General features: G+C 50.0%; 20 protein-coding genes and 4 pseudogenes. 6 read left to right on the forward strand and 18 right to left on the reverse strand.

The window, feature by feature from the left end:
* The 8 genes and pseudogenes from IEW52_RS15805 to IEW52_RS15810 all read right to left on the reverse strand — a co-directional run.
* Nucleotides 1-232 (reverse strand): hypothetical protein (locus IEW52_RS15805; protein ID WP_229667968.1); only part of this gene is annotated, 232 nt, incomplete at its 3' end.
* Nucleotides 225-1,505, reverse strand: a complete 1,281-nt coding sequence (locus IEW52_RS14230) for a flippase (protein ID WP_188630746.1) — start codon at nt 1,503-1,505, stop codon at nt 225-227. The genes IEW52_RS15805 and IEW52_RS14230, both read right to left, overlap by 8 nt.
* Nucleotides 1,506-2,651 carry a UDP-galactopyranose mutase gene (gene glf, locus IEW52_RS14235; protein ID WP_188630747.1) on the reverse strand — a complete coding sequence of 382 codons (1,146 nt, stop codon included), beginning with the start codon at nt 2,649-2,651 and terminating at the stop codon, nt 1,506-1,508. It lies immediately after the preceding gene.
* A gap of 100 nt (nt 2,652-2,751) precedes the next feature.
* Nucleotides 2,752-3,717, reverse strand: coding sequence for an NAD-dependent epimerase (locus IEW52_RS14240; RefSeq protein ID WP_188630748.1), 966 nt, complete (start codon nt 3,715-3,717; stop codon nt 2,752-2,754).
* Nucleotides 3,718-4,929, reverse strand: a complete 1,212-nt coding sequence (locus IEW52_RS14245; protein WP_188630749.1) for a nucleotide sugar dehydrogenase — start codon at nt 4,927-4,929, stop codon at nt 3,718-3,720.
* 106 nt (nt 4,930-5,035) lie between these two features.
* Nucleotides 5,036-5,947 (reverse strand): UTP--glucose-1-phosphate uridylyltransferase GalU, encoded by a 912-nt coding sequence (gene galU / locus IEW52_RS14250; protein WP_188630750.1) that lies wholly within the window; start codon nt 5,945-5,947, stop codon nt 5,036-5,038.
* A complete protein-coding gene (locus IEW52_RS14255; protein ID WP_188630751.1) occupies nt 5,947-6,750 on the reverse strand; it encodes a Wzz/FepE/Etk N-terminal domain-containing protein in 804 nt (267 codons plus the stop codon). Before IEW52_RS14255 ends, galU begins: the two co-directional genes overlap by 1 nt.
* 293 nt (nt 6,751-7,043) lie before the next feature.
* A pseudogene (locus tag IEW52_RS15810) lies at nt 7,044-7,196 on the reverse strand (IS3 family transposase); the annotation flags it as partial.
* Nucleotides 7,197-7,247: 51 nt separating this feature from the next.
* Here IEW52_RS15810 and tnpB point away from each other — a divergent pair.
* The 5 genes and pseudogenes from tnpB to IEW52_RS15970 all read left to right on the forward strand — a co-directional run bounded on the left by tnpB (nt 7,248) and on the right by IEW52_RS15970 (nt 10,086).
* On the forward strand, nt 7,248-7,604 hold the full coding sequence (tnpB, locus tag IEW52_RS14260; protein WP_188630752.1) for an IS66 family insertion sequence element accessory protein TnpB: 357 nt from the start codon (nt 7,248-7,250) through the stop codon (nt 7,602-7,604).
* Between the two features lie 139 nt (nt 7,605-7,743).
* A complete protein-coding gene (locus tag IEW52_RS14265) occupies nt 7,744-8,256 on the forward strand; it encodes an IS66 family transposase zinc-finger binding domain-containing protein (RefSeq protein ID WP_188630753.1) in 513 nt (170 codons plus the stop codon).
* 48 nt (nt 8,257-8,304) lie between these two features.
* Nucleotides 8,305-9,042: pseudogene (locus IEW52_RS14270) on the forward strand (IS5 family transposase).
* Nucleotides 9,043-9,988, forward strand: a pseudogene (gene tnpC / locus IEW52_RS14275) (IS66 family transposase); the annotation flags it as partial.
* Entirely contained in the window at nt 9,961-10,086 is a 126-nt protein-coding gene (locus IEW52_RS15970; RefSeq protein WP_444544018.1) for a transposase domain-containing protein, read from the forward strand. The pseudogene tnpC and the gene IEW52_RS15970, both read left to right, overlap by 28 nt.
* 71 nt (nt 10,087-10,157) lie before the next feature.
* On the opposite strand, the pseudogene IEW52_RS15815 reads toward IEW52_RS15970, so the two are convergent.
* The 6 genes and pseudogenes from IEW52_RS15815 to tesB all read right to left on the reverse strand — a co-directional run.
* Nucleotides 10,158-11,082: pseudogene (locus tag IEW52_RS15815) on the reverse strand (IS3 family transposase); the annotation flags it as partial.
* A gap of 389 nt (nt 11,083-11,471) precedes the next feature.
* The gene (gene pgi, locus IEW52_RS14290; protein WP_229667969.1) at nt 11,472-13,127 is read right to left on the reverse strand and encodes a glucose-6-phosphate isomerase; all 1,656 of its coding nucleotides are present in this window, start codon (nt 13,125-13,127) and stop codon (nt 11,472-11,474) included.
* Between the two features lie 233 nt (nt 13,128-13,360).
* On the reverse strand, nt 13,361-14,377 hold the full coding sequence (galE, locus tag IEW52_RS14295) for a UDP-glucose 4-epimerase GalE (protein WP_188630756.1): 1,017 nt from the start codon (nt 14,375-14,377) through the stop codon (nt 13,361-13,363).
* Nucleotides 14,378-14,640: 263 nt separating this feature from the next.
* On the reverse strand, nt 14,641-14,832 hold the full coding sequence (locus IEW52_RS14300; RefSeq protein WP_188630757.1) for an MBL fold metallo-hydrolase RNA specificity domain-containing protein: 192 nt from the start codon (nt 14,830-14,832) through the stop codon (nt 14,641-14,643).
* Nucleotides 14,820-15,515 (reverse strand): uracil-DNA glycosylase, encoded by a 696-nt coding sequence (gene ung / locus IEW52_RS14305; protein WP_188630758.1) that lies wholly within the window; start codon nt 15,513-15,515, stop codon nt 14,820-14,822. Before ung ends, IEW52_RS14300 begins: the two co-directional genes overlap by 13 nt.
* A 202-nt stretch (nt 15,516-15,717) precedes the next feature.
* A complete protein-coding gene (tesB, locus tag IEW52_RS14310) occupies nt 15,718-16,575 on the reverse strand; it encodes an acyl-CoA thioesterase II (protein ID WP_188630759.1) in 858 nt (285 codons plus the stop codon).
* Nucleotides 16,576-17,990: 1,415 nt separating this feature from the next.
* On the opposite strand from tesB, the gene IEW52_RS14315 reads away from it, so the two are divergent.
* The gene (locus IEW52_RS14315; protein ID WP_229667970.1) at nt 17,991-18,317 is read left to right on the forward strand and encodes a GIY-YIG nuclease family protein; all 327 of its coding nucleotides are present in this window, start codon (nt 17,991-17,993) and stop codon (nt 18,315-18,317) included.
* 494 nt (nt 18,318-18,811) lie between these two features.
* Here IEW52_RS14315 and thrC read toward each other — a convergent pair whose 3' ends face one another.
* The 4 genes from thrC to IEW52_RS14335 form a co-directional block, all read right to left on the reverse strand.
* Nucleotides 18,812-20,092, reverse strand: coding sequence for a threonine synthase (gene thrC, locus IEW52_RS14320; RefSeq protein ID WP_188630760.1), 1,281 nt, complete (start codon nt 20,090-20,092; stop codon nt 18,812-18,814).
* Entirely contained in the window at nt 20,089-21,045 is a 957-nt protein-coding gene (gene thrB / locus IEW52_RS14325; RefSeq protein ID WP_188630761.1) for a homoserine kinase, read from the reverse strand. The genes thrC and thrB overlap by 4 nt, the downstream gene beginning before the upstream one ends.
* Nucleotides 21,046-23,505: a bifunctional aspartate kinase/homoserine dehydrogenase I gene (thrA, locus tag IEW52_RS14330; protein ID WP_188630762.1), complete on the reverse strand. Its 2,460-nt coding sequence runs from the start codon at nt 23,503-23,505 to the stop codon at nt 21,046-21,048.
* A gap of 255 nt (nt 23,506-23,760) precedes the next feature.
* Nucleotides 23,761-24,459: a tRNA/rRNA methyltransferase gene (locus IEW52_RS14335; RefSeq protein ID WP_188630766.1), complete on the reverse strand. Its 699-nt coding sequence runs from the start codon at nt 24,457-24,459 to the stop codon at nt 23,761-23,763.
* Nucleotides 24,460-24,751: the final 292 nt, after the last annotated feature.

Raw genomic sequence — 24,751 nt, forward strand, 5'->3', positions numbered from 1 at the left:
CATTTAAGAAATAACGTATTTTTTTTAAACGTACTTTTGGTTCCAACCTAATAGTGGACAGTCTGTCTTTAACTAATTCAGGAACATCGGGTGGCAGTTGGTACGGTGTAACTACTGTAACCTCAACATTATTATCATTATCTAATATGGAATTTATTAGGTTTTGAAATGCATTAGAGTAACCTGTATTTTGCGGATAAAACACATGACAATAAAACATTATTTTATTCATTATTATTTCTCAGCTTAACTTTTAAAAAAAAGAACATCGTTAAGGTGACGAAAACTTCGACTAAAAGCAAAGTAACCGCTATACCCAGCCCATCATAATACCGTACTAAAAAAATACATAAACTAAAACCTAACACCGCGGCTAATATCAAAATTCGGCTAAATGCTTTTTTGTAGCCCAGGTTAAGCATGGTCTGAATGCCAAATATATTGCTTAACGCAATAATAAAAGGTAAAAAGGCCATCACTCTCAAAATCAGTATCGAATGCTGATACTCAGCACCTAATAACAGATTCACAATTGCTTCAGCAAAAACAAAGAGCAGGGCTGAGATTACCAACATCCCTCCTCCCACAATCCATGTGGCCTTATAAATAAAGTCAAGACCAGATTTTTTATCTTCGTGCAGTTTCTTTCCTATCAGAGGATAAATAGCCTGAGACACAGGTTGATAAATGCCCTTGGCTGCCTGTACAATTTTATCTGCGGCTGAAAAATAGCCAACTACAGTGTTGTTTGTAAACAACCCCAAAATGAATGTTGTCGACACTGTATACATGCTGATCGCGATACTGGAAAAGAATATATGCCAGCCGTCAGTCAGCTGAAAATGGATGGAACGAAGTTCAGGCAATATGAATCGTACAGCAAGCTCTTTTCTTACAAAATAAAAAGAACAAAGACCAGCGACGATAAAGCCAAGGGATGTCAGTAAAGGAACCAGTAAGTAGTCATTTTGGTGTTTTACAAAGATGAATACACATACTGTAAAAAACACTTTTGCGGCAATGTTTAAATAAGTTATATACTTCATTTTTTCCATTCCCTGGAATAACCAAACAGGGAAAAGCATCTGTCCTATCACCATACCAAAGGTTATAAAGTACAGCTGCCAATGCTGATGAAACTTATCAACAGTGAATACAAGAAGCGCCAGCAAAATAAAGCTAAGCAACATGAAGCAAAATTTAATGATCATTACGGCACTAAATATTTCGTTTACTTTTTCCTGTTCGTTGCGATGTATAGATATCTGCCGTGTAGCTGATAGATTAAAACCATAATCAGTGATAAGCATAAAATATGCTACTGTTGCTGTCGAAAAAGCCAGAAGACCAAAGTACTCTGGCCCCAGAACTCGAACAAGATAAGGTACTGTAAGTAATGGCAGTAAATAGTTGGCTGCTTGCAGCACACCCAATGAGAGAATATTAGAAAACAGCCTTTTTTTTTCCGCAGTCTCGGTGACTTTGCTTGTCAGCTTCTGCAACATTCAGAGAACATCCACAAAAAATGCAGGAATCTTGTTATCGGTACGAATACATTTAACAATTGTCTTACTGGCAGCCAGAGCTTCCGCGATGGTCACATCCATATCAAGGTAACGATAGGTGCCCAGCCGTCCGAGAAAGCTGACTTTACTCTGTGTTTGCGCCTTTTCAATATAAGTGTTGAGCATGGCTTTTTCATTCACCAGTCTGATTGGGTAGTAAGGGATATCAGTCTCCCCACAAGAACGACTGTATTCTTTAAAGATCACGGTCTGTTCATGATTTTCCCAGGGTGCAAAATGTTTATGCTCGCTGATACGTGTATAAGGAACTGATTGATCGCCATAGTTCATTACCGCGCATCCCTGATAATCACCTTTATGATCTTCTCGTACAAAATCCAATGTTCTGTAACCTAGCCGACCAAATTCAAAGTTAAACCAGGCATCAATGGGGCCTGTATAAAATACATGATCAAATAACTCTGTCTGCCTGGCTTCAAAGCTTGTGTTCAGATGAACTGTTATTGTTTTATGATTAAGCAACCTTGCTACAATTGGAGTATAACCGTCTTTAGGCATCCCCTGAAATTCATGGTTAAAGTAATTATCATCATAGTTAAAGCGAACTGGTAGCCGTTTCAGAATGCTGGCTGGCAATTCTGCTGGGCTTACTCCCCATTGTTTAATGGTGTACCCCTTAAAAAACGCCTCATACAAATCTTTACCAACAAACTTCATGGCCTGCTTTTCAAAGGATTGTGGATCTTTAATGTTATTATCTGCTTCAGATTCAATAAATACTTTCGCTTCGGCAGGATTAAATGTTCTTTTGAAGTACTGATTGATGGTATGCAAGTTAATTGGAAGAGAGAAAACTTGCCCTTGTGATGTTGTTTTCACACGGTTAATGTAAGGCATAAACTCAGCAAACCGGTTAACATACTCCCATACTTCCTTATTATCGGTATGGAAGATATGAGGCCCATATTTATGGAGTAGGACACCTGTTTGTTGATCCCGCTCTGAATAACAGTTCCCGGCGATATGTTCACGCGTTTCAAACACTTGTATCTCATTACCAGCCTCAGCCAGTTCACGAGCCAAAACAGCCCCAGTAAAACCTGCACCTACTATTGCAAATTTCATATCAAAACCTTTAATTAACTAAAAAATGGCAGGGAAAAGTTTCTAAAAATGCTTCAAAGTATAACTTATCAACAAACAAACTCATTTCAAAACAAACCAACTATATACTATTATATTGTCTGTACCAATCAGCAAAACTCTTTAATCCTACTTCTATACTAGTTGTTGGTTTATAATTTGCAGACTGCTCCAGTCTTGATGTATCTGCATAAGTAGCTGGCACATCTCCCGGCTGCATACCCATATAAATCTTCTCAGCTTCTTTATCGCAGGCTTTTTCTATAGCTTCGATAAAGCTCTTTAATTCAACAGGCTGATTGTTGCCAATATTGTACAGACTGTATGGAGCTGTCTGTTCAGGAATTACATTCTGAATACGAATAATTCCCTCAACGATATCATCGATATAGGTAAAGTCCCGCTGCATTTTGCCGTGATTAAACACCTTGATAGGCCTTCCCTGTATAATGGCCTCGGTGAACAGCCAGGGGGCCATATCCGGACGGCCTGCCGGGCCGTATACGGTAAAGAAGCGCAGGCCGGTAGTAGAGATTTTATACAGGTGTGAATATGAATGAGCCATTAGCTCATTGGCTTTTTTGGTAGCGGCATACAAAGATACCGGATTATCTACCATGTCTGTCTCGCTAAACGGAATTTTGGCATTCATGCCATAGACAGAGCTGGATGAGGCATATACTAAGTGTTCAACCTCGTTATGACGACAACCTTCAAGAATGGTCATCATACCGACCAGATTACTGTCTACGTAGTCAAATGGTGCCTCCAGTGAATAACGTACACCGGCCTGAGCAGCCAGATGAATAACCCGTTGAAACCGCTCTTTTTTAAACAGTTCAGCTATGCTTTTGCGATCCGCTAAATCCTGCTTTACAAAGCGAAAGTTTGGATAAGGCAACAACTGCTCGAGGCGGTATTCTTTAAGCGCAGGATCGTAATAATCATTCAGATTATCCAGCCCTACTACCTCATACCCCATATCCAGTAATCGCTTACTGGTATGCATACCAATAAAACCGGCAGCGCCGGTAACAAGATATTTCATTTAATCGTTTCCAAACAAATCGCGTGTGTATACTTTATCTGCTATATCCTGCAGCTCTGCCGAGGGCCGGTTGGCTACGATTACGTCCGCCTGTTGCTTGAATTTTTCCAAATCATTTATCACAAGCGAGTTAAAGAACTCGGGCTCGGTAAGCACCGGCTCGTATACTATCACTTCCACGCCCTTGGCTTTTATTCGCTTCATTACGCCTTGAATAGCGGAAGCGCGGAAGTTATCAGAGCCGGATTTCATTACCAGGCGGTAGATGCCCACCACTGGCGAGTGTTGAGTGTTGAGTGTTGAGTGTTGAGTGTTAAGGCGCTTTAGAATGCTTTCTGCAATAAAGTCTTTGCGGGTGGTGTTGGCGTCGACGATGGCCTGAATGATGTTGTTGGGCACTTCCTGATAGTTGGCCAATAGCTGTTTGGTGTCTTTGGGCAGGCAGTAGCCGCCGTAGCCAAAACTTGGGTTGTTGTAGTGGTTGCCAATGCGCGGGTCCAGCCCTACCCCTTCTATAATCTGGCGGCTATTTAGCCCGTGGCTTTCGGCGTAGCTGTCCAACTCGTTGAAGTAGGCCACCCGCATGGCGAGGTAGGTGTTGGAGAACAGCTTGACCGCTTCCGCCTCTGTGCTGTTGGTGTAGAGCACGGGCACGTCTTTTTTAATAGCACCCTGCAGCAGCAGGTTGGCGAAGGTTTCTGCCCGATCGCTTTGCTCACCCACGATAATGCGGGACGGATACAGGTTGTCGTGCAGAGCTTTGCCTTCGCGCAAAAACTCAGGACTAAAGATAATATTGAGTGTTGAGTGTTGAGTGTTGAGTTTTTCTTTCAACCTGGCGGTAAACCCTACGGGTACCGTGGATTTGATAATAACGGTCGCGTTAGGGTTAATTTCTGCCACATCACTGACTACCGTCTCTACACTGCTGGTGTTGAAGTGGTTGGTTTGGGGATCGTAGTCGGTGGGGGTGGAGATAATCACAAAATCGGCGTTATTAAAGGCATCCGCTTTATCGAGAGTGGCACGGAAGTTGACTTGCCGGTTTTGCAGAAAGTCGCTGATGTCGGCATCTACTACGGGGGACTGACGATCGTTTAACAAGGCAACTTTTTCGGGGACGATATCGAGGGCGACCGTTTCATTGTGTTGGGCAAGCAGCATTGCGTTGGAAAGACCGACGTAGCCGGTGCCGGCGATGGCTATTTTCATGAGTTTATTCTTTTTTAATAATGTGGAAAATTGACCCGCCAGCTGAAGCGGCGGCTACACAAAAACTGTACTCCCGCCTTCGCGCGAATGACGAGCCTAGCAGAGGCTACGAGGCTTGTATCTGGTCGACTGAAGTCGGCCCTACGTGATTCTGTAGATACTGAGTAAAAGCCTGGCCCAGCTCAGGATGGCGTAGGGCGTATTCCATGTTGGCCTGCATATAACCAAGCTTGCTGCCGCAGTCGTGGCTTTTACCCACAATGTTGTAGGCCTCTACCTGCTCTTGCTGCATAAGGGCGGCAATGGCATCGGTAAGCTGAATTTCGTCGCCGGCACCGGGAGAGGTTTTGGCAAGCAAAAGCCAGATATTTTCACTGAGCACGTAGCGGCCCACCACGGCGAGATTGGAAGGGGCCTCTTCTCGTTTGGGCTTTTCCACTATGGCTGTGATGAGTTTGCTCTCACCGCTGGCAAGCGCATGGCCCATACAGTCGGCAATGCCATATTGATTTACCAGCTCTTGGGAAACCGGCTCTACCATTATCTGGCTGCGCTGAGTGTTGTTAAAGCGGGCCAGCATTTGAGCCAGGTTGTCTTTGGCAAGGTCACTTTGAGCATCATCTATCAGCACATCAGGCAAAATCACCACACAAGGGCTGTCGCCTACCAGCGGATACGCGCACAGCACCGCATGGCCTAGGCCTTTGGCCACGCCCTGGCGCACATGCATGATGGTTACATCGCTTGGGCAAATGGCACGTACTTCTTCCAATAACTGGCGCTTAACCCGTTTTTCGAGCGTAGCTTCCAGCTCGAAACTGGTATCGAAATGGTTTTCGATAGAGTTTTTACTGGAATGGGTAACAAGAATGATTTCTTTAATGCCAGCGGCGATAGCTTCGCTAACCACGTACTGGATCAGCGGCTTGTCTACGATAGGCAGCATTTCTTTGGGAATGGCTTTGGTGGCGGGCAGCATGCGGGTGCCCAAGCCAGCCACGGGGATAATTGCTTTCATTAATTTTCTTCCTCCTTCAGGCTCATGCGTACTCGCCCAGCAAATTCGGCAAAGAATGCCACTATTATCGCCAACATGGCACCCAATACCAAAGCCAGCATCATGATAAGTGATTTACCAATACCTTTGGGCTCAAGACTTTGGCTAGCGATAGCGATCAGAGTGCCGGTGTTGAATGCGATGATTTCTAGCTCCAGCGCGCTAATACTCGCCATTAAGTTGGCGGCTATTTCACCTGATTTATTGTCGTTAGTCGATAAAACAAACTCCAATTGCTGTTTGCTGGCATCCAGCCTCTTTTGCAACATCGCAATTTTTTTGTTTATCAGACGTTCCTGATCGTCTTTGAGTTGCTTTGTAACGCTTTGATGCAAAACGCGAACCAAAGCGCCGTCTGCTTCTTTGGCCTTGCTACTCAGCTTTATAAGGCTGGCTCCTTTTGGGCTACTGACCTCGATTTCAAAAGGCAGTTTTTCCAGCTGTTCATTTTTCAATAACAACCTTGTTTGCTGCGGTAAATAAACGCTGGAAATCTTTGCTTGCAAATCGTCGACTGATTCAAATGGAGAGTTAACATTACTTTCTGCAGCATCATAAATGGTAATATACTCATACTTTGGGGGTGCAACAAGCGCAAATACAAGCGCGATGGCTACAATACCGCCGAATACAACGGCCATTACCTTCCAGCGCTTAACAAGCGTTTTAGCCAGATCGACTAACGATATTTCATCGTTGTGGTACGTGTAGGGTGGAAGTGGCTGGCTAAACTGAGCATCCTGCTTTTGTGATAACTGGTTCATGTTCATTCTTCTGGATAAAGTAGTCGGGAAAGGGGTAATTTTGATTCGGACACGCTACCGCCCGTAGGGTTCAATTGGCCAATTCCCCAGGGCCGAGTTCTTCATGCTCAATATTCGCTTTTTGCGAAAGTTCGAGTTCGCAAAGCCGGAGTATTCTAGTGGATTTAGGGGCGAGATGAAAGCGGAGCAGGGAATGGAGAATGGCAGCAGTGGAATGGCCCGACTGAAGTAGACACCAGTTTAAGCAGCATTAAGTTGCTGCGCATATGCGTTGGGGGTTTGTAGTGGTCAACAAAAGTGGCCACGGTTTTAGAGCTTTTCCAGAACTGCCGTTCAGACTCGTTTGGTGTGAGTCCGCCGTTGTATTGGTGCGGTCTGGTGTCACTGTAATATCCGATCATGTAATCGATGTTCGCGTGTTTAGCCTGCTGAAAACTGACGAACCCGCTCTCGGTTGAACCGCGCTGGTTGGCCAGTTTGATAAAGGCGCTGTCGGCATGAAGATGTTTGTTGAGCCGCCCGCCATTTATCTGCATAAACAGCCCGTGGACTTCAGAAAAAGCATTAACGGGCTCAGTGTTATCGTGGAAGAGCACATGCAGCTCTCTTCGTTCAGCGACGCGCTGTTTGTGTTCTGTAATCGACAGCGCGATAAAATCAAGGTGTTGTATTGGGACCAGACCGGTTTCTGCCTATGGTACAAACGGCTGGAGAAAGATAAGTTTAAGTGGCCGAAGAAGCTGTCAGGAGACGTGCTGACGTTATCAGAACGTCAGTGGCATTGGTTGCTGGAAGGCCTCGATATTCAGAACATGACCGGCCATCAGCCGCTGCAATTGACGGCCGTTTATTGAGGGTTAGCTATGCCATTTATTCCTGAAAAAGCCTGATATATTAAGGTGTTCACGGCGGTTTTATAGTAAAATAACCACCATGAAAAGACCCGTGCCACCGCCATTGCTGATGAGTTCGATAGCTTGAAACAACAGCTACTTGAGATGCAAACCTTGCTGCAAAAATCGCAGCGAGAGAGTTTGCATCATCAGCAAGAAGCGTTTTCAGCAGCTATATACCCACGCGCTTGAGCAGTGGCAATTAGCGCTGAGAAAACGTTTTGCGGCGAGCAGTGAAGGTCATCCCGGCCAGGGCGAGTTGTTTAACGAAGCGGAAGACTGCCTGACGCCCAGCGCCGAAGAAGTCGCGGTAGATGAAACCATTACCTATACCCGCAAGAAAACCCGTCGTCCGAGCTTAAGCGCTGACTTGCCTCGTGAAGACGTCGTGCATGATATTGCGGACGCAGACAAGGTCTGTGACGACTGCGGTCATGACTTGCATCAGATGGGTGAAGACGTCAGCGAGAAGCTGGAATTTATTCCGGCCACGGTCAAAGTCATTCGCCATATCCGCCCTAAATACAGCTGCCGTTGCTGCGAACAACAGGCCACGCGTACCACGATTAAAATAGCGCCGGCACCGGTTAGGGAGCGTTCTCAATCATTGTAAAATCCTGCCGATAGTAAGTGCATCATGGATCTGAAGAGAGTGAAACGGATGCCGCGACCAGTGCTGAGCGATAATCAATGGGAACGAATCAAGGACCTACTTCCAGGGAAGGCCGGTGACTGTGGGGTCACAGCAAAGGATAACCGTCTTTTTGTTGAAGCCGTGTTGTGGATTGCTCGAACAGGAGCGCCCTGGCGGGATTTGCCAGAGTCCTTCGGCCATTGGCATCGAGTGTATGTTCGCTATAACCGCTGTATGGACGCAGATTTGGGAAGCTGTATCGGATGATCCCGACTTGGAATATTTGATGGTGGATGGAAGTATCGTTCGGGTCCATCAGCATGGGGCATCAAAAAAACAGAGCGCGATGAGCAAGCGCAAGGCAAGTCACGAGGCAGACTGAGTACCAAAATTCACCTCGCTGTCGATGCGTTGGGTAACCCGGTCCGCTTTATATTAACGCCCGGACAAGCATCGGAATATGGCCAAGCCAACCACTTGATTGAAGGCATGAAAGCGGACTTCGTAATGGCAGACAAGGGTTATGACTCAGATCGCTTCGTCGACGCAATCCGTGACAGTGGAGCCAGCCCGGTGATCCCACCGAGAAAGAACCGGACCAGCCCACGGGACTACGATAAAGTGTTGTATAAAGAACGTAATTTGGTTGAACTCGCTTTCCAGAAGCTCAAACATTACCGTCGTATCGCGACTCGATATGAGCGTGTCGAGAAACACTACACCGCCATGCTCAGCCTAGTATCAACCGTGATATGGCTGGCATGATTGAGAACGCTCCCTAGTCTGTTACCGAAAAGCATCGCTACCCCGACCTTACTGTCGCAAATCATTACCGCCAAATATCAGTTTGGCTTACCGCTATATCGGCAAGAAGCGTTATTTAACAGCTTCGGCATTGAGCTGCACCGACAAACCATGAGTCGTTGGCTAATCAAGGTCAGCACCCAGTTAACGCCGCTTTATGAGCGGCTGCACGCCTTGTTGCTCGAGCGGCCGGCACTGTGGTCTGACGATACGCCGGTCAAGGTGCTCGACGTTGATAAGTCGCAATGCACCATGTGGGTATATGGCTGTGGCGGCGATAAACCCGCGGAATCGCTGAATAATGTGCCCTCATCGCCCAATATCGTGCTGTACGACTACCAAGGTGGCCGTGGCGGCATACATCCCAATACCTTTTTAGCGGGTTATCACGGCGTATTGCAAGACGATGGCTACGCAGGTTATCACGGTACCGACGCGATGTTAGCCGGTTGCTGGGCGCATGCGCGCCGCAAATTTATCGACGCCAAAGCCTTACAGCCCAAGGGCAAAACCGGCCGGGCCGACCAAGCACTGAATCTGATACAAAAGCTGTATGGCATCGAGAAGTCACTGAACAAGATGACGACGGAAGAGCGGGCTCATGCTCGCCAAGCCCAGTCGGCTCCGATAATGGCACAACTCAAAGCGTGGCTGGATAAAGCACTGCACCAAGTACCACCTAAAAATGCCATTGGTAACGCCATCGACTACACCTTGAATCAATGGGATAAGCTACAGGTTTATCTGGAGCATGGCGCAGCAGCGATTGATAACAACCGTGCCGAGCGGGCCATCAAGCCGTTCGTTATCGGCAGAAAGAACTGGTTGTTCTCGAATAGCCGCAGTGGTGCCCAAGCCAGTGCCATGCTGTACAGCTTGATTGAAACCGCTAAAGCCAATGATGTACCGCCAGGTGTTTATCTCACTGCGCTGTTCGAACAACTGCCCCTGCTCAACGATGGCGACGCCGTCGATCACCTACTGCCCTGGGCTATCCGCGTATAATTCATCTCTAAGACGCCACGTTAGTATCGATTAATATGGCTTGTTAGGTGTGGTTCCAGTGACGCTTACCTCTGAGTCATCTGGCAGCGCCAGATACATTGTTTAAACTGGCGGCTGGTGTAATGACAGCCCTGATCCGAGTGGAACATCACCCCCTCGGGCCTTCCCCGGACTTCAAACGTCATCGTCAGTGCCTTGGTCGTTAGCTGACTGTCCGGAGACCACGACATCGCCCAGCCAATGGATTTGCGGGCAAACAAATCCATCACCACGGCCAGGTACGCCCAGCGGTTTCCGGTCCAGATGTAAGTCACATCGCCGCACCACACTTGATTTGGCTCTGTCACTGCAAATTGCCGGTCAAGGGTATTGGGAATATCAGGCTTCTCCTTGCCACCCGATTTATAGCGGTGCTTTGGTGGCTGGCAACTCGCCAACCCTAATCGTTTCATGCATTTGGCAGCTCGATAACGGCTGAGTTTAACACCACGATTTGTGGCGATTTGAGCGATGGTTCTGGCTCCGGCTGACTTTCACAGTGGATGGCTTTTACCTCACAATCGAGACGAAGTTGCGCATCAGACGCAGACTTATCGCGACTGGCCCAGCTCTTATAACTACTGCGGTGAACCCCGAAAGTGCGGCAAAGCTGACTCACCGCATAGCTCTTCTTGAATTTCTCGATTAGCGAGAATTGTTCAGGGAGTCTGACATCAAGAGAGCGGTAGCCTTTTTTAGAATTTCTTTCTCCATTTTGAGCTCCGCGACCTCTTTTTTAAGGCGATAGATCTCTCGCTGCTCCTCGGTGATGGGCTGGGCTTTGACCTCCTTGCCCCCTTGTTCATCACGAACCTGGCGCACCCACTTGCCGAGAGTAGAAACCCCGACGTCCATAGCCCTGGCCACATCGGTAACTGAACGGCCTTGGTCGAGAACCATCTGCACGATTTCCATCTTGTATTCGGCGCTAAAGCGGCGATGTGTTTTGCTTGTCATTTTGTCACCTGTATATCTGATGAGGTGATGATATCATCTCTGAACAGGTGGCCACTTAAAGTGTACCACTACAGTTTTAGGTGATGAAACAGAGAGTTTAACGGCTTCCCGCTTAAATTCATTACTAAATTTACGTTTGGTTCGGTATTGCATACACTTCCTCACTCTGAAGAAGTGTCTACTTATTCGGGCCACTCCACACCCAACACTTAAAAACACCAACCCGCTTGCGTGGTTCCGCCGAATACATTGGCGGCTACAGAGGAAGGGTACTCTACCTTATTTCGGTGACCAGCGCTGATATCAGCTCTTACTCATAAAGGTCCTTTGTTGCCCATCACCTCAGATTAACTTTTCCGTAAATTTGGTGGATTTTGTGGCAAAAAATATTAATATTTAGGCTCTTTACTCCAAAGCTTGATTTGTGAGATCAGGCCATTGGTGGCGCTGTCGTGCGCCGTGGTTACTGCGTCGCTGGCCAAGTCGTCTATCAAGCGGGCGGCGAGCTTTTTGCCCAGTTCTACGCCCCATTGATCAAAGCTGTTAATGTTCCACAGCACGCCTTGCACAAAAGTTTTGTGTTCATACATGGCAATAAGCGCGCCCAAGTTGTACGGCGTTAACTCGTCACATAAAATGGTGGTGCTGGGCCTGTTACCATCCATCACCTTATAGGGTGCCAGCTTGGCTACTTCTACATCACTTAAGCCTTCAGCCGCTAATTCAGTAGCCACCTGATCATAGTTTTTACCAAAGGCCATGGCTTCGGCCTGGGCCAGCATATTGCCCAGCAACTTGCGATGATGCTCGGGGTAGTCGTAAACCGATCGGGCGAAGCCGATAAACTCAGCCGGAACCACCTGGCTGCCTTGATGCAGTAACTGAAAAAACGCATGCTGGCCATTGGTGCCAACCTCGCCCCACACAATTGGGCCAGTATTATGCGCAACCCTCTCGCCCTGGTTATTCACTTCCTTGCCATTCGACTCCATGTTCAACTGTTGCAAGTAAGCAGGGAATCGCTTCAGAACCTGGCAATAGGGGAACACGCCTTCGCTGTTCATTCCCAGTACATTGATGTTCCAGATGCTCAGTAGCGCCATTTGCACCGGAATGTTCTGTTCAAAGGACGTAACACGCAGATGCACGTCCATGGCATGGGCGCCAGCCAATAGCTGTTCAAACCGAGCAAAGCCCAGTGTTAAGGCAATGGGCAAACCAATCGCCGACCACAGCGAAAACCGCCCGCCTACCCAGTCCCAAAATTCGAACATTTGCTCTGCAGCAATGCCAAAGGCTTGCACCGCACTGGCATTGGTCGACACCGCAACAAAATGTTTTTTAATTTGAGTAGCATCACCGCAAGCGGCCAAAAACCACGCCCGTGCCGCCTGTGCATTGGTCATGGTCTCATCGGTGCTAAAGCTTTTGGATGACACAATAAACAAGGTGCGCGCCGCATCTATCTGGCTTAACACCTGAGCCAGCTGGGCACCATCCATATTGGATACAAAATGCGCGCGAATACCCTGATCCTGATAGCAGGCCAGCGCCTCGGTCACCATGGCAGGCCCCAGATCCGAACCACCAATGCCAATGTTAACCACATCGGTAATAGTCTGGCCGTTAAAGCCTAGCCAGTCACCGGACTGTACTTGCTTGCAGAATGCCTTGATGCGCGCTAACTCGTAATGCACCAAAGGCACCACGTTCTCGCCTTGCAGCTTCACGCAGCCATCAACCGGCATGCGCAATGCGGTATGCAGCGCCGCCCGGCCTTCGGTGTGGTTAAACAGGTTATCGCCAAACAGTGCCTCAATCGCTCCGCCCAGTTTCATATCTCGTGCCAAGGCACACAACTGCGCCTTAACCTCAACCGACCAATGCTGGCGAGAAAAGTCCACTTGCATGTGCTCGCCAAAAGGCAGACAAAACGTAGCAAAACGCTGTGAATCCTGAGAAAAACGCTGACTCAAACTCAGAGCCAGCTGCTGCGTTTTCATACCCTGCAACGTCAAAAACGCCGGTTGTTCCAACAAACCCATCCGCAATACTCTTTTTATAATTAGACAAAACCTTCTTTGCCACAGAATCCACGAAACCCACGGAAAGACCAACATAAGAGCGAATATTGTATAGTTAAGATCAATCCCCCCACAAAATAGCAGCGGCTCTGCTCTTACCCATCAAAGTCTCTTTTCAGATCTTATCTCTATTTTTTCTGTGGATTCGGTGTTCTTCCGTGGCAAAAAATGTTTAGATTTTTAAGATAAGTGCTTTACTTCCCATACCCATCAGGATTTTGTGACTGCCAGCGCCAGGCATCGCTCATTATCTGCTCAAGGCCTCGTTCGGCCCTCCAGCCCAGTTCGGTTAACGCTTTAGCCGGATCGGCCCAAAACGCCGGTAAATCGCCAATTCGGCGTGGAGCAAACTCGAAAGGTATAGACTTGCCGCTTGCCAGCTCAAACGAGTTAATCATCGCTAATACAGAAAGAGCGGAACCTGTACCTAAATTAAAAGCATGAACGCCTGTATTGGCAGACAAATAGTCTAATGCTTTTACATGACCAATTGCGAGATCCACTACGTGCAGATAGTCTCGTTCACATGAGCCATCAGCTGTGGGGTAGTCATTACCAAACACAAATAATTTATCTCGGCGCCCCACAGCTACTTGCGTAATAAAAGGCATTAAGTTATTCGGTACTCCAAACGGATCTTCACCAATTAAGCCAGACTCATGAGCACCCACAGGATTAAAGTAGCGCAATAAGGCAATCGACCAATGACTGTCAGCTGCAGCAAGATCAGTTAAAATCTGCTCAGTCATGGCTTTAGAAGTACCATAAGGGTTAGCAGTTTGCCCTCTAGACATAGACTCATGATAGGGTACCAGTGCATCACTGCCATATACGGTGGCAGACGAGCTGAACACCAGCTTGAACACCCCAGCCTTTTGCATGGCGTTCACCAACACCAGGGTACCGTTTACGTTGTTATCGTAATAACGCAGCGGCTGTTCAACGCTCTCACCTACAGCCTTTAAACCTGCAAAATGCACGACCGCGTCAATATTGTGCTCACTGAATAACGTATCGAGCAAAGCTGCATCACGAATATCGCCTTTTACAAACTCAGGCTGCTTACCGGTGATCTCGGCCACACGGCTCAGTGACTCTTTTGATGCATTGCTCAAGTTATCCAGCACCAATACCTGCTGACCGCTACTCAGCAATTCCACCAGCGTATGGGAGCCAATATAGCCGGCACCGCCGGTCACCAAAATCGTCATAACTATTCCTTTGTTTTTATTAAATTTGAATCCGCCAATGTCGGTCGTGCACTATGCCATGGACTCAGGGTAGCCCAGAGAGGCGCTCTTGTAGGTCCCAATCTATTGTGACAACGACATTGCCCGCCCGCACAATCTCCTGGGGTAACCCCGGGCTTACGGGACCGTCATACCGGCACCGAGCCGGTATATCCCTTCAGACAACACCACACAAACAAATGTGATACCGGATCTCATAAACTCCACCACTTAAAGCTGGCAGCTTACGGCTTCCCGAAGGGGATCACCACTTCCGTCTTCGGCAACAACTCACTCAGCTTGGCTTGTAACGCCGCTTTGGTCTTTGCCTCGCAGTGTATCAACCTGATCTGGCGGGGTGGCGGCTTAATACCAGTGGCAAAGTCTAGCAAATCTTGCTGCCCCGCGTGCGCCGAATAAACGCTTACCTGGTGCACTTGTTTATTCCCCCCTCACTTACTATTTTCCACTCTATCGGCTCTCGGCCTTGTTGCTCCAACAGCTGGTTGGTTTTCGAGAAGTGCTGGCAGCCGAAGAAGCCGCGGTATGCGGATAAGGGGCTGGGATGAGCGGCGGTGAATATATGGTGACGCTCGGTATTTATGGCCGCGCCCTTTTTCTGGGCATGAGCCCCCCACAGTAGAAACACCACACCTTCGCATTGCTCATTCACCGTTTGGATCACTTTGTCGGTAAAGGTTTCCCACCCCAATTTGGCGTGAGAGTGCGCCTTGCCGGCTTCTACCGTGAGTACGGTATTGATCATCAATACGCCCTGCTCGGCCCAGGAGGTTAAACAGCCATGGTCTGGCGCTGTAAAGCCTGCTATATCGTTTGTCAGTTCTTTGTACATGTTGCGCAGTGAGGGCGGCACTTTTACGCCGGGTAATACCGAAAAGCACAGGCCATGGGCCTGGTTGGGTCCGTGATACGGATCTTGCCCCAGCATCACCACTTTTACCTGGTTTAGCGGCGTATGCTTAAAGGCGTTGAACATGTCTTGTGCGGGTGGATATATGACCTTGCCGGCGGCTCGCTCTTGTTCAACAAACTCCAGGGTTTGTTGCAGGTAAGGCTGCTGTTTTTCTTGTTCGATGAGTTGGGACCAGGTGAGTGACATGTGATTCCGGTTTTGAGTAAAGGGTTAGGGGTGAAGTGGACGAGCGCACAACAACAGCGAGATCCTGATGTTCATCAGGATGACGGCACATAAAACTGTAAAACGAAACTAACATAAAATCCCGCTGAGACGGGACTGCCAGCTGAAGCGGCAGCCTACAGGGGCTGTGTTTAGATGTATTCCCTTCACCCTTCACGCTTCACTATCTTTGTCTGATGATGCCTTCTTGCATGGCGGTGGCGATGTGGGTGCCGTTTTGGGTGTAAAAGCGGCCTTGTACCAGGCCTCGGCCGGCGATGGCGCAGGGGCTTTCTATGGCGAACAGAATCCAGTCGTCAAACCGAAAATCCTGATGAAACCACATGGAATGATCGATGGTGGCCACTTGTAACTGCGGCTCCCAAAATGAATGGCCGTGGGGCATGAGTGCGGTCGGTAAAAAGTTGAAGTCCGAAGCATAGGCCAGCAGATATTTATGAATACGCGAATCGTCCGGCAGAGCGCCGTTGGCTTTCAGCCAGATGTAGCGGACCGGTTCGGCTTTTTCCGGCTGCATGGGATTCACATAGTTGACCTGGCGCATGTCTATCGGCTTGTCGGACAGCCATTTTTCCTTTACCGAACGAGGCAGATACTGAGCCAGCGCTTTGATTCGCTCACTTTCTGGCGTCAGCCCTTCTGGCCCAGCAACTTCTGGCATAGCCGCCTGGTGTTCAAAACCGGCGACCGGCTCTTGAAAAGACGCCGTCATGTAGAATATCGGCTTGCCGTATTGCAGCGCCTGCACACGACGCGTAGAGGTGGTTTTACCATCACGAATGGTTTCTACGTCATAAATAATGGGTTTGTTAACGTCGCCCGGTCGCAAAAAATAAGAGTGGAATGAATGTACCGGCCGCTCGGGCTCTAGCGTGTATTTGGCAGCGGCCAGCGCCTGCCCCATCACCTGGCCACCAAACACGGCGCCAAAGCCCAGGTCCATGCTCTGACCACGGTACAACCCTTGGTCCAACGGCTCTAGCGCCAGCAGGGTTAACAGTTCATCCAATGCCTGACTCATAATCTCTTGTTACCTGTGTATTCGACTGGTCTTACAAGTTAGCAAAGAAAGCAGGGAGCGGAAAGCGGGGAGCTAAAATCAAATCCAAAACCTCTTTTTGCCACGGAACCCACGGAATCCACGGAATCCACAGAAAAATCGAGACGAGATAAGTACGACAAAAGCCAGAAATCCGAATCTGTTGTTCCGGTCCTTGTAGGCTCTGCTTTAGCTGGCACCCTAGCCTAGCTAGGGCGCTGATAAGGACAAAGTCTAGAGTTAAGCCTAGGCACTGCCCCTTGGCTAAGCTCTTACCAATAAGTGTCTTTGTCTGATCTTATCTCTATCTTTCCGTGGGTTCAGTGGATTCCGTGGCGAGAAGGTTTTGGGTGGTTTAAGGTTTATTTAACAAGCAAGAAAAAGGGCAACCTGGGGTTGCCCTTTAAAGTGTCGTTGGCTTGTTCCGTAAACCTGGTTGCTCCCTGCAGTCCCTGACTTTACTCTCCTGCTTCTTCCCATTCCTTTGGATTTGTTGCTGTCTCTTCCTGAATGGTGGCTCCTGCTACCGTGCTCTCCGTCCTGGAGGTGTCCCTGCTCGCATCTTGCGATATTCCCCTTGGCCGCCCTGGCCGTGTCCTGTTGCCATCCTGGCTGTTGGTGCTCCTTACCAACGCTACCTTCTCGGGTTTCCTTTCATCCTTGTGCCGGCTCCTTGCCGGTGATTCCTGAGGCTCTTGCCTGTACGCTCCCTGCGTTTCAGCTGCCTTGCTGTTGGTAGTAATAATACGGGCTATAACGGGGAAAGTGGTGCGACAAACCAGCCTTTGGAGTGCATAAATAACAACCAAATAAAATAATACATTGATATTCATATGGTTAGAGATACATAGAAGCACAAAGCCGCAGCATAAACCGCCTTATCCTCCATATCCTTGAGATATCTCTCACAAGAACCAAAGCCAGAAGCGGAACATACACTCTGCCGTCATCTTGATAGACGTCAAGACCTCGGATTGGCTTTTAGAAGGCAAACAAGATACCGAGGCAAGCTCGGCATAAGGGCAAGACCAATGTTTGTATTTAAGCCGTCATCCTGATGGACGTCAGGACCTCGAATTGGCTTTTAGAAGGCAAACAAGATACCGAGGCAAGCTCGGCATGACGGCATAAGGGCAAGGGCAGATGCCGGCATGACGGCATAGGGCAAAACCAGTGTTTGTATTTAAGCCGTCATCCTGATGGACGTCAGGACCTCGAATTGGCTTTTAGAAGGCAAACAAGATACCGAGGCAAGCTCGGCATGACGACATAAGAGCAAGGGCAGATGACGGCATAGGGCAAAACCAGTGTTTGTATTTAAGCCGTCATCCTGATGAACATCAGGATCTTGGTTTTTGTTTTAAGAACAAACGCAAGATACCGAAGCAAATTTGGCTATGATTACTGTAAATCCATCAACAACTATCCATATGCCTAAGTCTCCTGCTGTATATATACTCACTAACAAACCGGACGGCACTCTATATGTTGGTGTTACGAGTGACCTTGTGCAGAGAGTTTGGCAGCACAGAAATCATGAAGTGTGCGGGTTTACGTCACGCTATCGTTTAGACAAACTCGTTTATTTTGAGATGCTCGATGATATGTATACCGCCATCTCTCGTGAGAAACAGCTTAAAAACTGGAAAAGAGAGTGGAAAATTGAGCTGATAGAGCAAGGTAACCCACAGTGGCGGGATCTTTGGGATGATATTTGCGGTTAATAAAAAAGATACCGGGGCTTCGTCATGCTGAACTTGATTCAGTACCGGTATGACGGCATAAGGGCAAGGGCAGATACCGGGGCTTCGTCATGCTGAACTTGATTCAGTAACGGTATGACGGCCTAAGGGCAAGTGCGAGATACCGGGGCAAGCCCGGTAAGACGGCCTAAGGGCAAGGGCGAGATACCGGGGCTTCGTTATGCTGAACTTGATTCAGTACCGGTAAGACGGCCAAGGGCAGATACCGGGGCAGGCCCGGTATGACGGCCTAACAGTTGTCTTTTAGAGCTTACCCATCAAGATTTTTTTCAGATTTGATCTCTATTTTTCCGTGGGTTCTGTGGATTCCGTGGCGAAAAGGTTTTGCTGTTAAGCCTTCAAAGACTGCAACGAGATACTGGGGATGAGCCGGTGTAACGGCATAAAAAAACACCGGATCTGAGGATCCGGTGTTTGTATTTAACTGACCGCTTACAGCTTACGGCTTAAAGCTTTCACTTGCCCATCATTTTCGCTTTTAATGCAGCGAAGTCGGCGGGGATGGTGCCGTTGAGCGGCTCCATGGCCAGGTGCTTGGCCAGTGGGCCGGGTAGTGGCAGATCCTGGCCCAGAATCGCATCGACGTTTTCTTTGAACTTGGCCGGGTGAGCGGTACACAAAAAGATGCCTACTTCGTCTTTGCCGCGCTCTTTGTTGAGCAGGTCCCAGCCAATGGCACCGTGCGGCTCGCACAGGTAGCCTTGTTCGAACAAACGCTTGAGTGCGTCTCTGGTTTGTTCATCATCCAGCGCGCCCGAGGCGATGTCGGCCAAGTTCCAGCCTTTAACGCGGCACAGCTCTTCTACCCGCGGCCAGTTGTTGGGGCGACTCACGTCCATGGCGTTGGACAAGGTAGCCACGGTCGTTTTCGGATCCCAGCTGCCGCTTTCAAGGTAGCGTGGCACTGTGTCGTTGGCGTTGGTAGCGGCCATGAAGCGCTTCACCGGCAGGCCCAGCGCCTTGGCGATCAAGCCGGCAGTCAGGTTACCAAAGTTGCCCGATGGCACGGCGATCACGGCTTTGTGGCGCTGCTCGGCTGGCAGTTGCGCCACGGCTTCAAAGTAGTAGCACACCTGTGCCACCAGGCGGCTGATGTTGATGGAGTTGGCCGAGTTAAGGCCCACTGCGGCTTTCAGCTCTTCATCATCAAAGGCTTGCTTGACCAGCGCCTGGCAATCGTCAAAATCACCCTGCACCGCATAAGTGCTAATGTTGTCGCCCAGGGTGGTAAACAACTTTTCTTGCAGCGGGCTGATTTTTCCTTCTGGATACAGAATAACCACCTCGATGTTGGGCAGGCCGTAAAAAGCATGGGCCACGGCGGCACCGGTATCGCCAGAGGTGGCGGTCAGAATGGTGATCTTATTGCCGTCTGCGCTGAGGGTGGCCAGGCATTGGGCCATAAAGCGGCCGCCAAAGTCTTTAAAGGCCAGGGTCGGGCCATGGAACAGCTCAAGCGCGTAGGTATGCTCGTCCACTTTGACCAGGGGCGCGGGAAAGGTAAAGGCATGCTCTACCATGGCAGTCAGGGTTTTCTCGGGTATTTCATCGCCAATCAGGTGCTGCAATACCGCCACCGAGCGTGGCACCAGTGGCAATTCCAGCAGCGCATCTACGTTGGCGATGGGGGTCAGGTTTTCCGGGAAAAACAAGCCCTGACCACGGCCCAGGCCCTGCTTTACGGCACCGGCAAAATCGATGGTTTCCGCATTATCCTTAATGTTATACAACTTCATAATTCAGTTCCTGTTACTCGAGCACCTTGGGTATCGATTTTGCAAATATGGCAAAAGCCATCCTGATTTTGAATAAAATGTTCGCCCAGCCAGTCTTTCAGTTTTTCGGCCTGGGTTAACTCCTTAAGCACACAAAACACCGTTGGGCCACTGCCGGAAATACCGGTTGCCAGTGCGCCCATGGCGGCAGCCTGATCGCGCACCGCATCAAAGCCCGGGATCAACTGCGCACGGTAGGGTTCGGCAATCACGTCTTTCAACATGGCGGCAGCCAGTGATTCTTGACCGGTGTGGCAGGCATGTACGAAGCCGCCCAGGCGACGGCCGTAGGTCAGGCAGTCTTGTCGGCGATATTGCGCCGGCAAAATGCTGCGCGCCGCCGAGGTGGATACGTTGATGCCGGGGTAGCACAGCACCCAGTACCAATCGTCGAAGCTGGGCAGGGTCTGGCTGATAATACCGGCTTCGTCCAGCACCAGTTGCATGCCACCAAAATGGCAAGGCGCCACGTTGTCGTAATGCAAAGAGCCGGAGATTTGCCCTTCCAGCTCACCCATCAACAGCATCAATTCATGCTCGCTCAGCGCATTATCGTAAAAAGCATTCAGCGCGACAAAGGCGGCCACTATGCTGGTAGCGCTGGAGCCGAGGCCCGAGCCCACCGGCATGTTTTTTTCCAGGGTCATGGTCAGCGGTTTGGCGGCAATGTCTTTTTGCGCCAGGGCATGCTGATACGCCACGTAACAGTCGTAAACGATGTTCTGCTTAAAATCGTCCGGCAACTTGTGGGCATAGGCACCCACTGTGGTGAGGTTAAATTCACCCTGGCTGTCAGTCACTAATACTCGGTCACCGAGCATGGTGCCGTCTATGGGGGCCACGGCGGCCCCCAATACATCAAAGCCGACGCTCACGTTGGCGGTAGAGGCAGGGGCAAAGGCTACTACACTCATTTAAATCTCCTGCTTCCAGTTATGGGTGCGCAATAGGTCGGCAAACACGCCGGCGGCGGTGACATCGGCACCGGCACCGTAGCCCCGCAGCACCAGCGGAATGGGCTGATAGTACTGGGTGTAGAATGCCAGCGCGTTTTCGCCGTCTTTCACCTTGAACAGGGGATCATCGCCGTCTACGGCCTTAATGGCAACCTTGCAGTGACCATTTTCAATTTCACCCACATAGCGCAGCACTTTACCTTCTGCGGCCGCCTGAGATACCTGTTGCTCAAAATAGCCGTTGGCTTCGGGCAGGCGCGCCATAAAGGTCTCGATATCGCCGCTGTCGTCAAACTGGGGCGGCAGGCCCTGCTCCACTTCGATGTCGGACAGATCCAGTTGCATACCTGCTTCACGAGCCAGGATCAGCAGCTTGCGCGCCACGTCCATACCGCTCAAATCATCACGCGGATCCGGCTCGGTAAAGCCGTTTTCACGGGCGATGCGGGTGGCATCGGCAAAGCTCATGCCTTCGTCCAGCTTGCCAAAGATGTATGACATGGAACCCGACAGAATACCGCCAAAGGCCTTGAGCTGATCGCCGGCGCGCAGCAGGTTCTGCAGGTTTTCGATTACCGGCAAGCCGGCCCCTACCGTGGTTTCATACAAGAACTTGCGATGAGTACGCAGCGCTGCACGGCGCAGCTGGCGATAGTAATCCAGGCTGGCGGTGTTGGCTTTTTTGTTGGGCGTCACCACGTGGAAACCGGCAGCCAAAAAGTCGGCATACAACTCGGCCACACCGTCACTGGAAGTACAGTCCACCAACACCGGGTTGATCAGGTGGCTGTCTTCTACCATGCGCTGCAGGCGAGGCAGGTTGAAGGTGTCCGTGGCCTGCGCCAGCTGATCCTGCCATTCGGCCAGGTTGATACCATCCCGGTTGAGGGTCATTTGCCGCGAGTTGGCAATGCCGACCACGCGAATACCGATGTCTTGTTTATCCAGCACCGGCTGCTGACGACGGATCTGTTCCAGCAAGGCCGCGCCCACGCCACCACAGCCCACCAAAAACACATCGATAAAGCGACGACTGGAGAAGAAGTTCTGGTGACAGGCCTTGATGGCTTCGGTGGTTTTGGTTTTGTGGATCACCGCAGAAATGGAGCGCTCGCTCGATCCCTGTGCAATGGCCACGATATTGATGGAGGCTTCGGCCAGCGCATTGAAGAAGCGAGCCGACACGCCCTTGACGGTGCGCATGCGATCGCCCACCAAGGAGATAATGGCCAGGTCATCGATGATATCCAGCGGCTCAAGCAGTTTGTTTTTGAATTCGAGGGCAAACTCGTTGGCAATGGCTGTTTGCGCCTTTTGCTCATCAAAGCTGTGAATACAAAAGCTAACGCTGTATTCAGACGAGCTTTGGGTGATCAGCACTATGCTCACGCCGGCGCGCGATACGCAAGAGAACAGCCGCCCCGCCATGCCGACCATGCCTTTCATGCCCGGGCCCGAGATGTTGATCATGGTCATGCCAACCAGATCGGAAATGCCTTTTACCTGCTGCTCGTCGTCGCTACACTCGGGGCCAATCAGCGAGCCTTCGCCTTGCGGGTTACCGGTGTTTTTGATCAGGCACGGAATATGAAACTGGGCAATAGGGGCGATGGTTTTCGGGTGCAGTACCTTGGCGCCAAAATAAGACAGCTCCATGGCTTCTTTATAAGACAGTTGTTTGAGCAGCTTGGCATCGGGCACCAAACGCGGGTCGCAGTTGTATACGCCGTCTACATCGGTCCAGATTTCGCAGCACTCGGCGCCGACACAGGCGGCCAGCACGGCGGCGGAATAGTCGGAGCCGTTACGGCCCAGAATAACGGTTTCGCCTTTCTCGTTGCCAGCGGTAAAGCCGGGCATCAGGTATACGCAATCGTTGCGCAGGCCCTGATCGGCAAAGCGCTGGCGAGATACTTCAATGTTTACCGAGGCTTCAAGATAGCTGCCCTCGCCCAGCAGCATGGCTTGCGGGGTGATCACTTCAACCTGTTCGCCGCGCGCCTTGAGCAGCTCGGCCATGGTGGCAATAGACAGCGCTTCGCCGCGGCTTAAAATGTGTGCCTGGGTGTTATCCGGGCATTGCTGCAACAGACTCACACCTTGTAACAGGCGCGCCAGCTGGCCGAGTTCACGTTCAACACGGGCTTTCAAACCTTGATCGTCTAGCGAGGTAAAACGGGGTTTCAGGCCGTCGATAATGCTGTGAAAAATCTGTTCGATTTCTTGCAATACCGGTGCCGGATCCAGGCCACGAATGGTCTGCTCTACTACGGCCACCAGATGATTGGTGACCTTGGCGGGGGCTGACAACACCAGCGCCACCTGAGACTGCTGCTGATTATTGACCACGATATCGGCGACGTTGGTAAATCGCTCGCTGTTGGCCAAAGACGTGCCGCCAAATTTCAAGACTCGCATTCATAACTCCCTGTTCTAGACGAAAAGTGCTAGACGAAAAAATAAACCAAAAAAGTTAAAACAAAAAAGCCCGCATCGGATGTGGACGCGGGCTTTAGAATTCTAATCGGTATGTTGTTAGCGCATCAGCCCGCCCCAGTGCCACCCATGGTGGTGCCGGTAATAATAATGGTGGTGATGCGGCTTGTACTCGGCAACATGATGAACAACCTCTAACAACGAATGGCATAGCAATAACCCGAGCGCCTTTGGTTGTCAACTGCCGCCCTTGTTCAACAAGGCACGTTCCAAGTCTTTGTAAAGCAGATGCAGCAGGTTGAGATCGCGCTGTTCCAGCATAGGCAATCGGTCGGACACCCACTCAGCCAGTTTTTCCTGCTGCGAAATACCGACCTTTTCAAACAATTGCTCTGTTTTTTGCTGCAGTATCCTTAATTGCGGGTTTTCCGTGACAAGGGCCGATTTTTCTACTGTTTCTGCATTCAGGCCCTGACTGAACTCGTAGGCATACAGCATGATAGCCTGGCCCAGATTCAGTGAGGGATAGCTTACTTTAAGCGGCAGGTAGCTGATAATGTCGGCCAGAGCCAGGTCGTCGTTACTCAAGCCGGATTCTTCACAGCCAAACAACAACGCGACTTTTTGCACGGTTTTATTGTTTACCTGGGCAATGGCTTGTTTAGGCGTCAGGTAATGGCGATAACGACCGCGCTCGCGCGCCGTGGTGGCAATCACCAGATCCATGTCGGCCAGGGCGGGCGCCAGTTCGTCGAAATATTCGGCCTGCTCCAGTATCTCTTGTGCACCGTGGGCCACCCAATGGGCCTTGTCTTGCTCATGCACGCGGCTGTTGACCAAACGCATCTGATTAAAGCCCATGGTTTTCATCGCCCGCGCCGCGGCCCCCACGTTTTCTGCCCGCGCCGGCGATTTAAGTACAAAATACAGTTGCATATGCAGTGTCAGTTCACCCGTTATTAGTCGGCGCATTGTCCCATAATCCAGCAGGCAATCCTAGCGGGATGGGGACGGGGACGGGGAAAGGGACTGGGGAAAGGGACTGGGGAAAGGGACTGGGGATTGGGGATTGGGGATTGGGGATTGGGGATTGGGGATTGGGGACTGGGGATTGGCTTGTTCGCTGGAGTGGCCCCGAATAAGTAGACACTTCTTCAGAGTGAGGAAGTGTATGCAATACCGAACCAAGCGTAAATTTAGTAATGAATTTAAGCGTGAAGCCGTTAGA

It is taken from the genome of Oceanisphaera marina (genome assembly GCF_014643915.1).
Lineage (GTDB): Bacteria > Pseudomonadota > Gammaproteobacteria > Enterobacterales > Aeromonadaceae > Oceanimonas > Oceanimonas marina.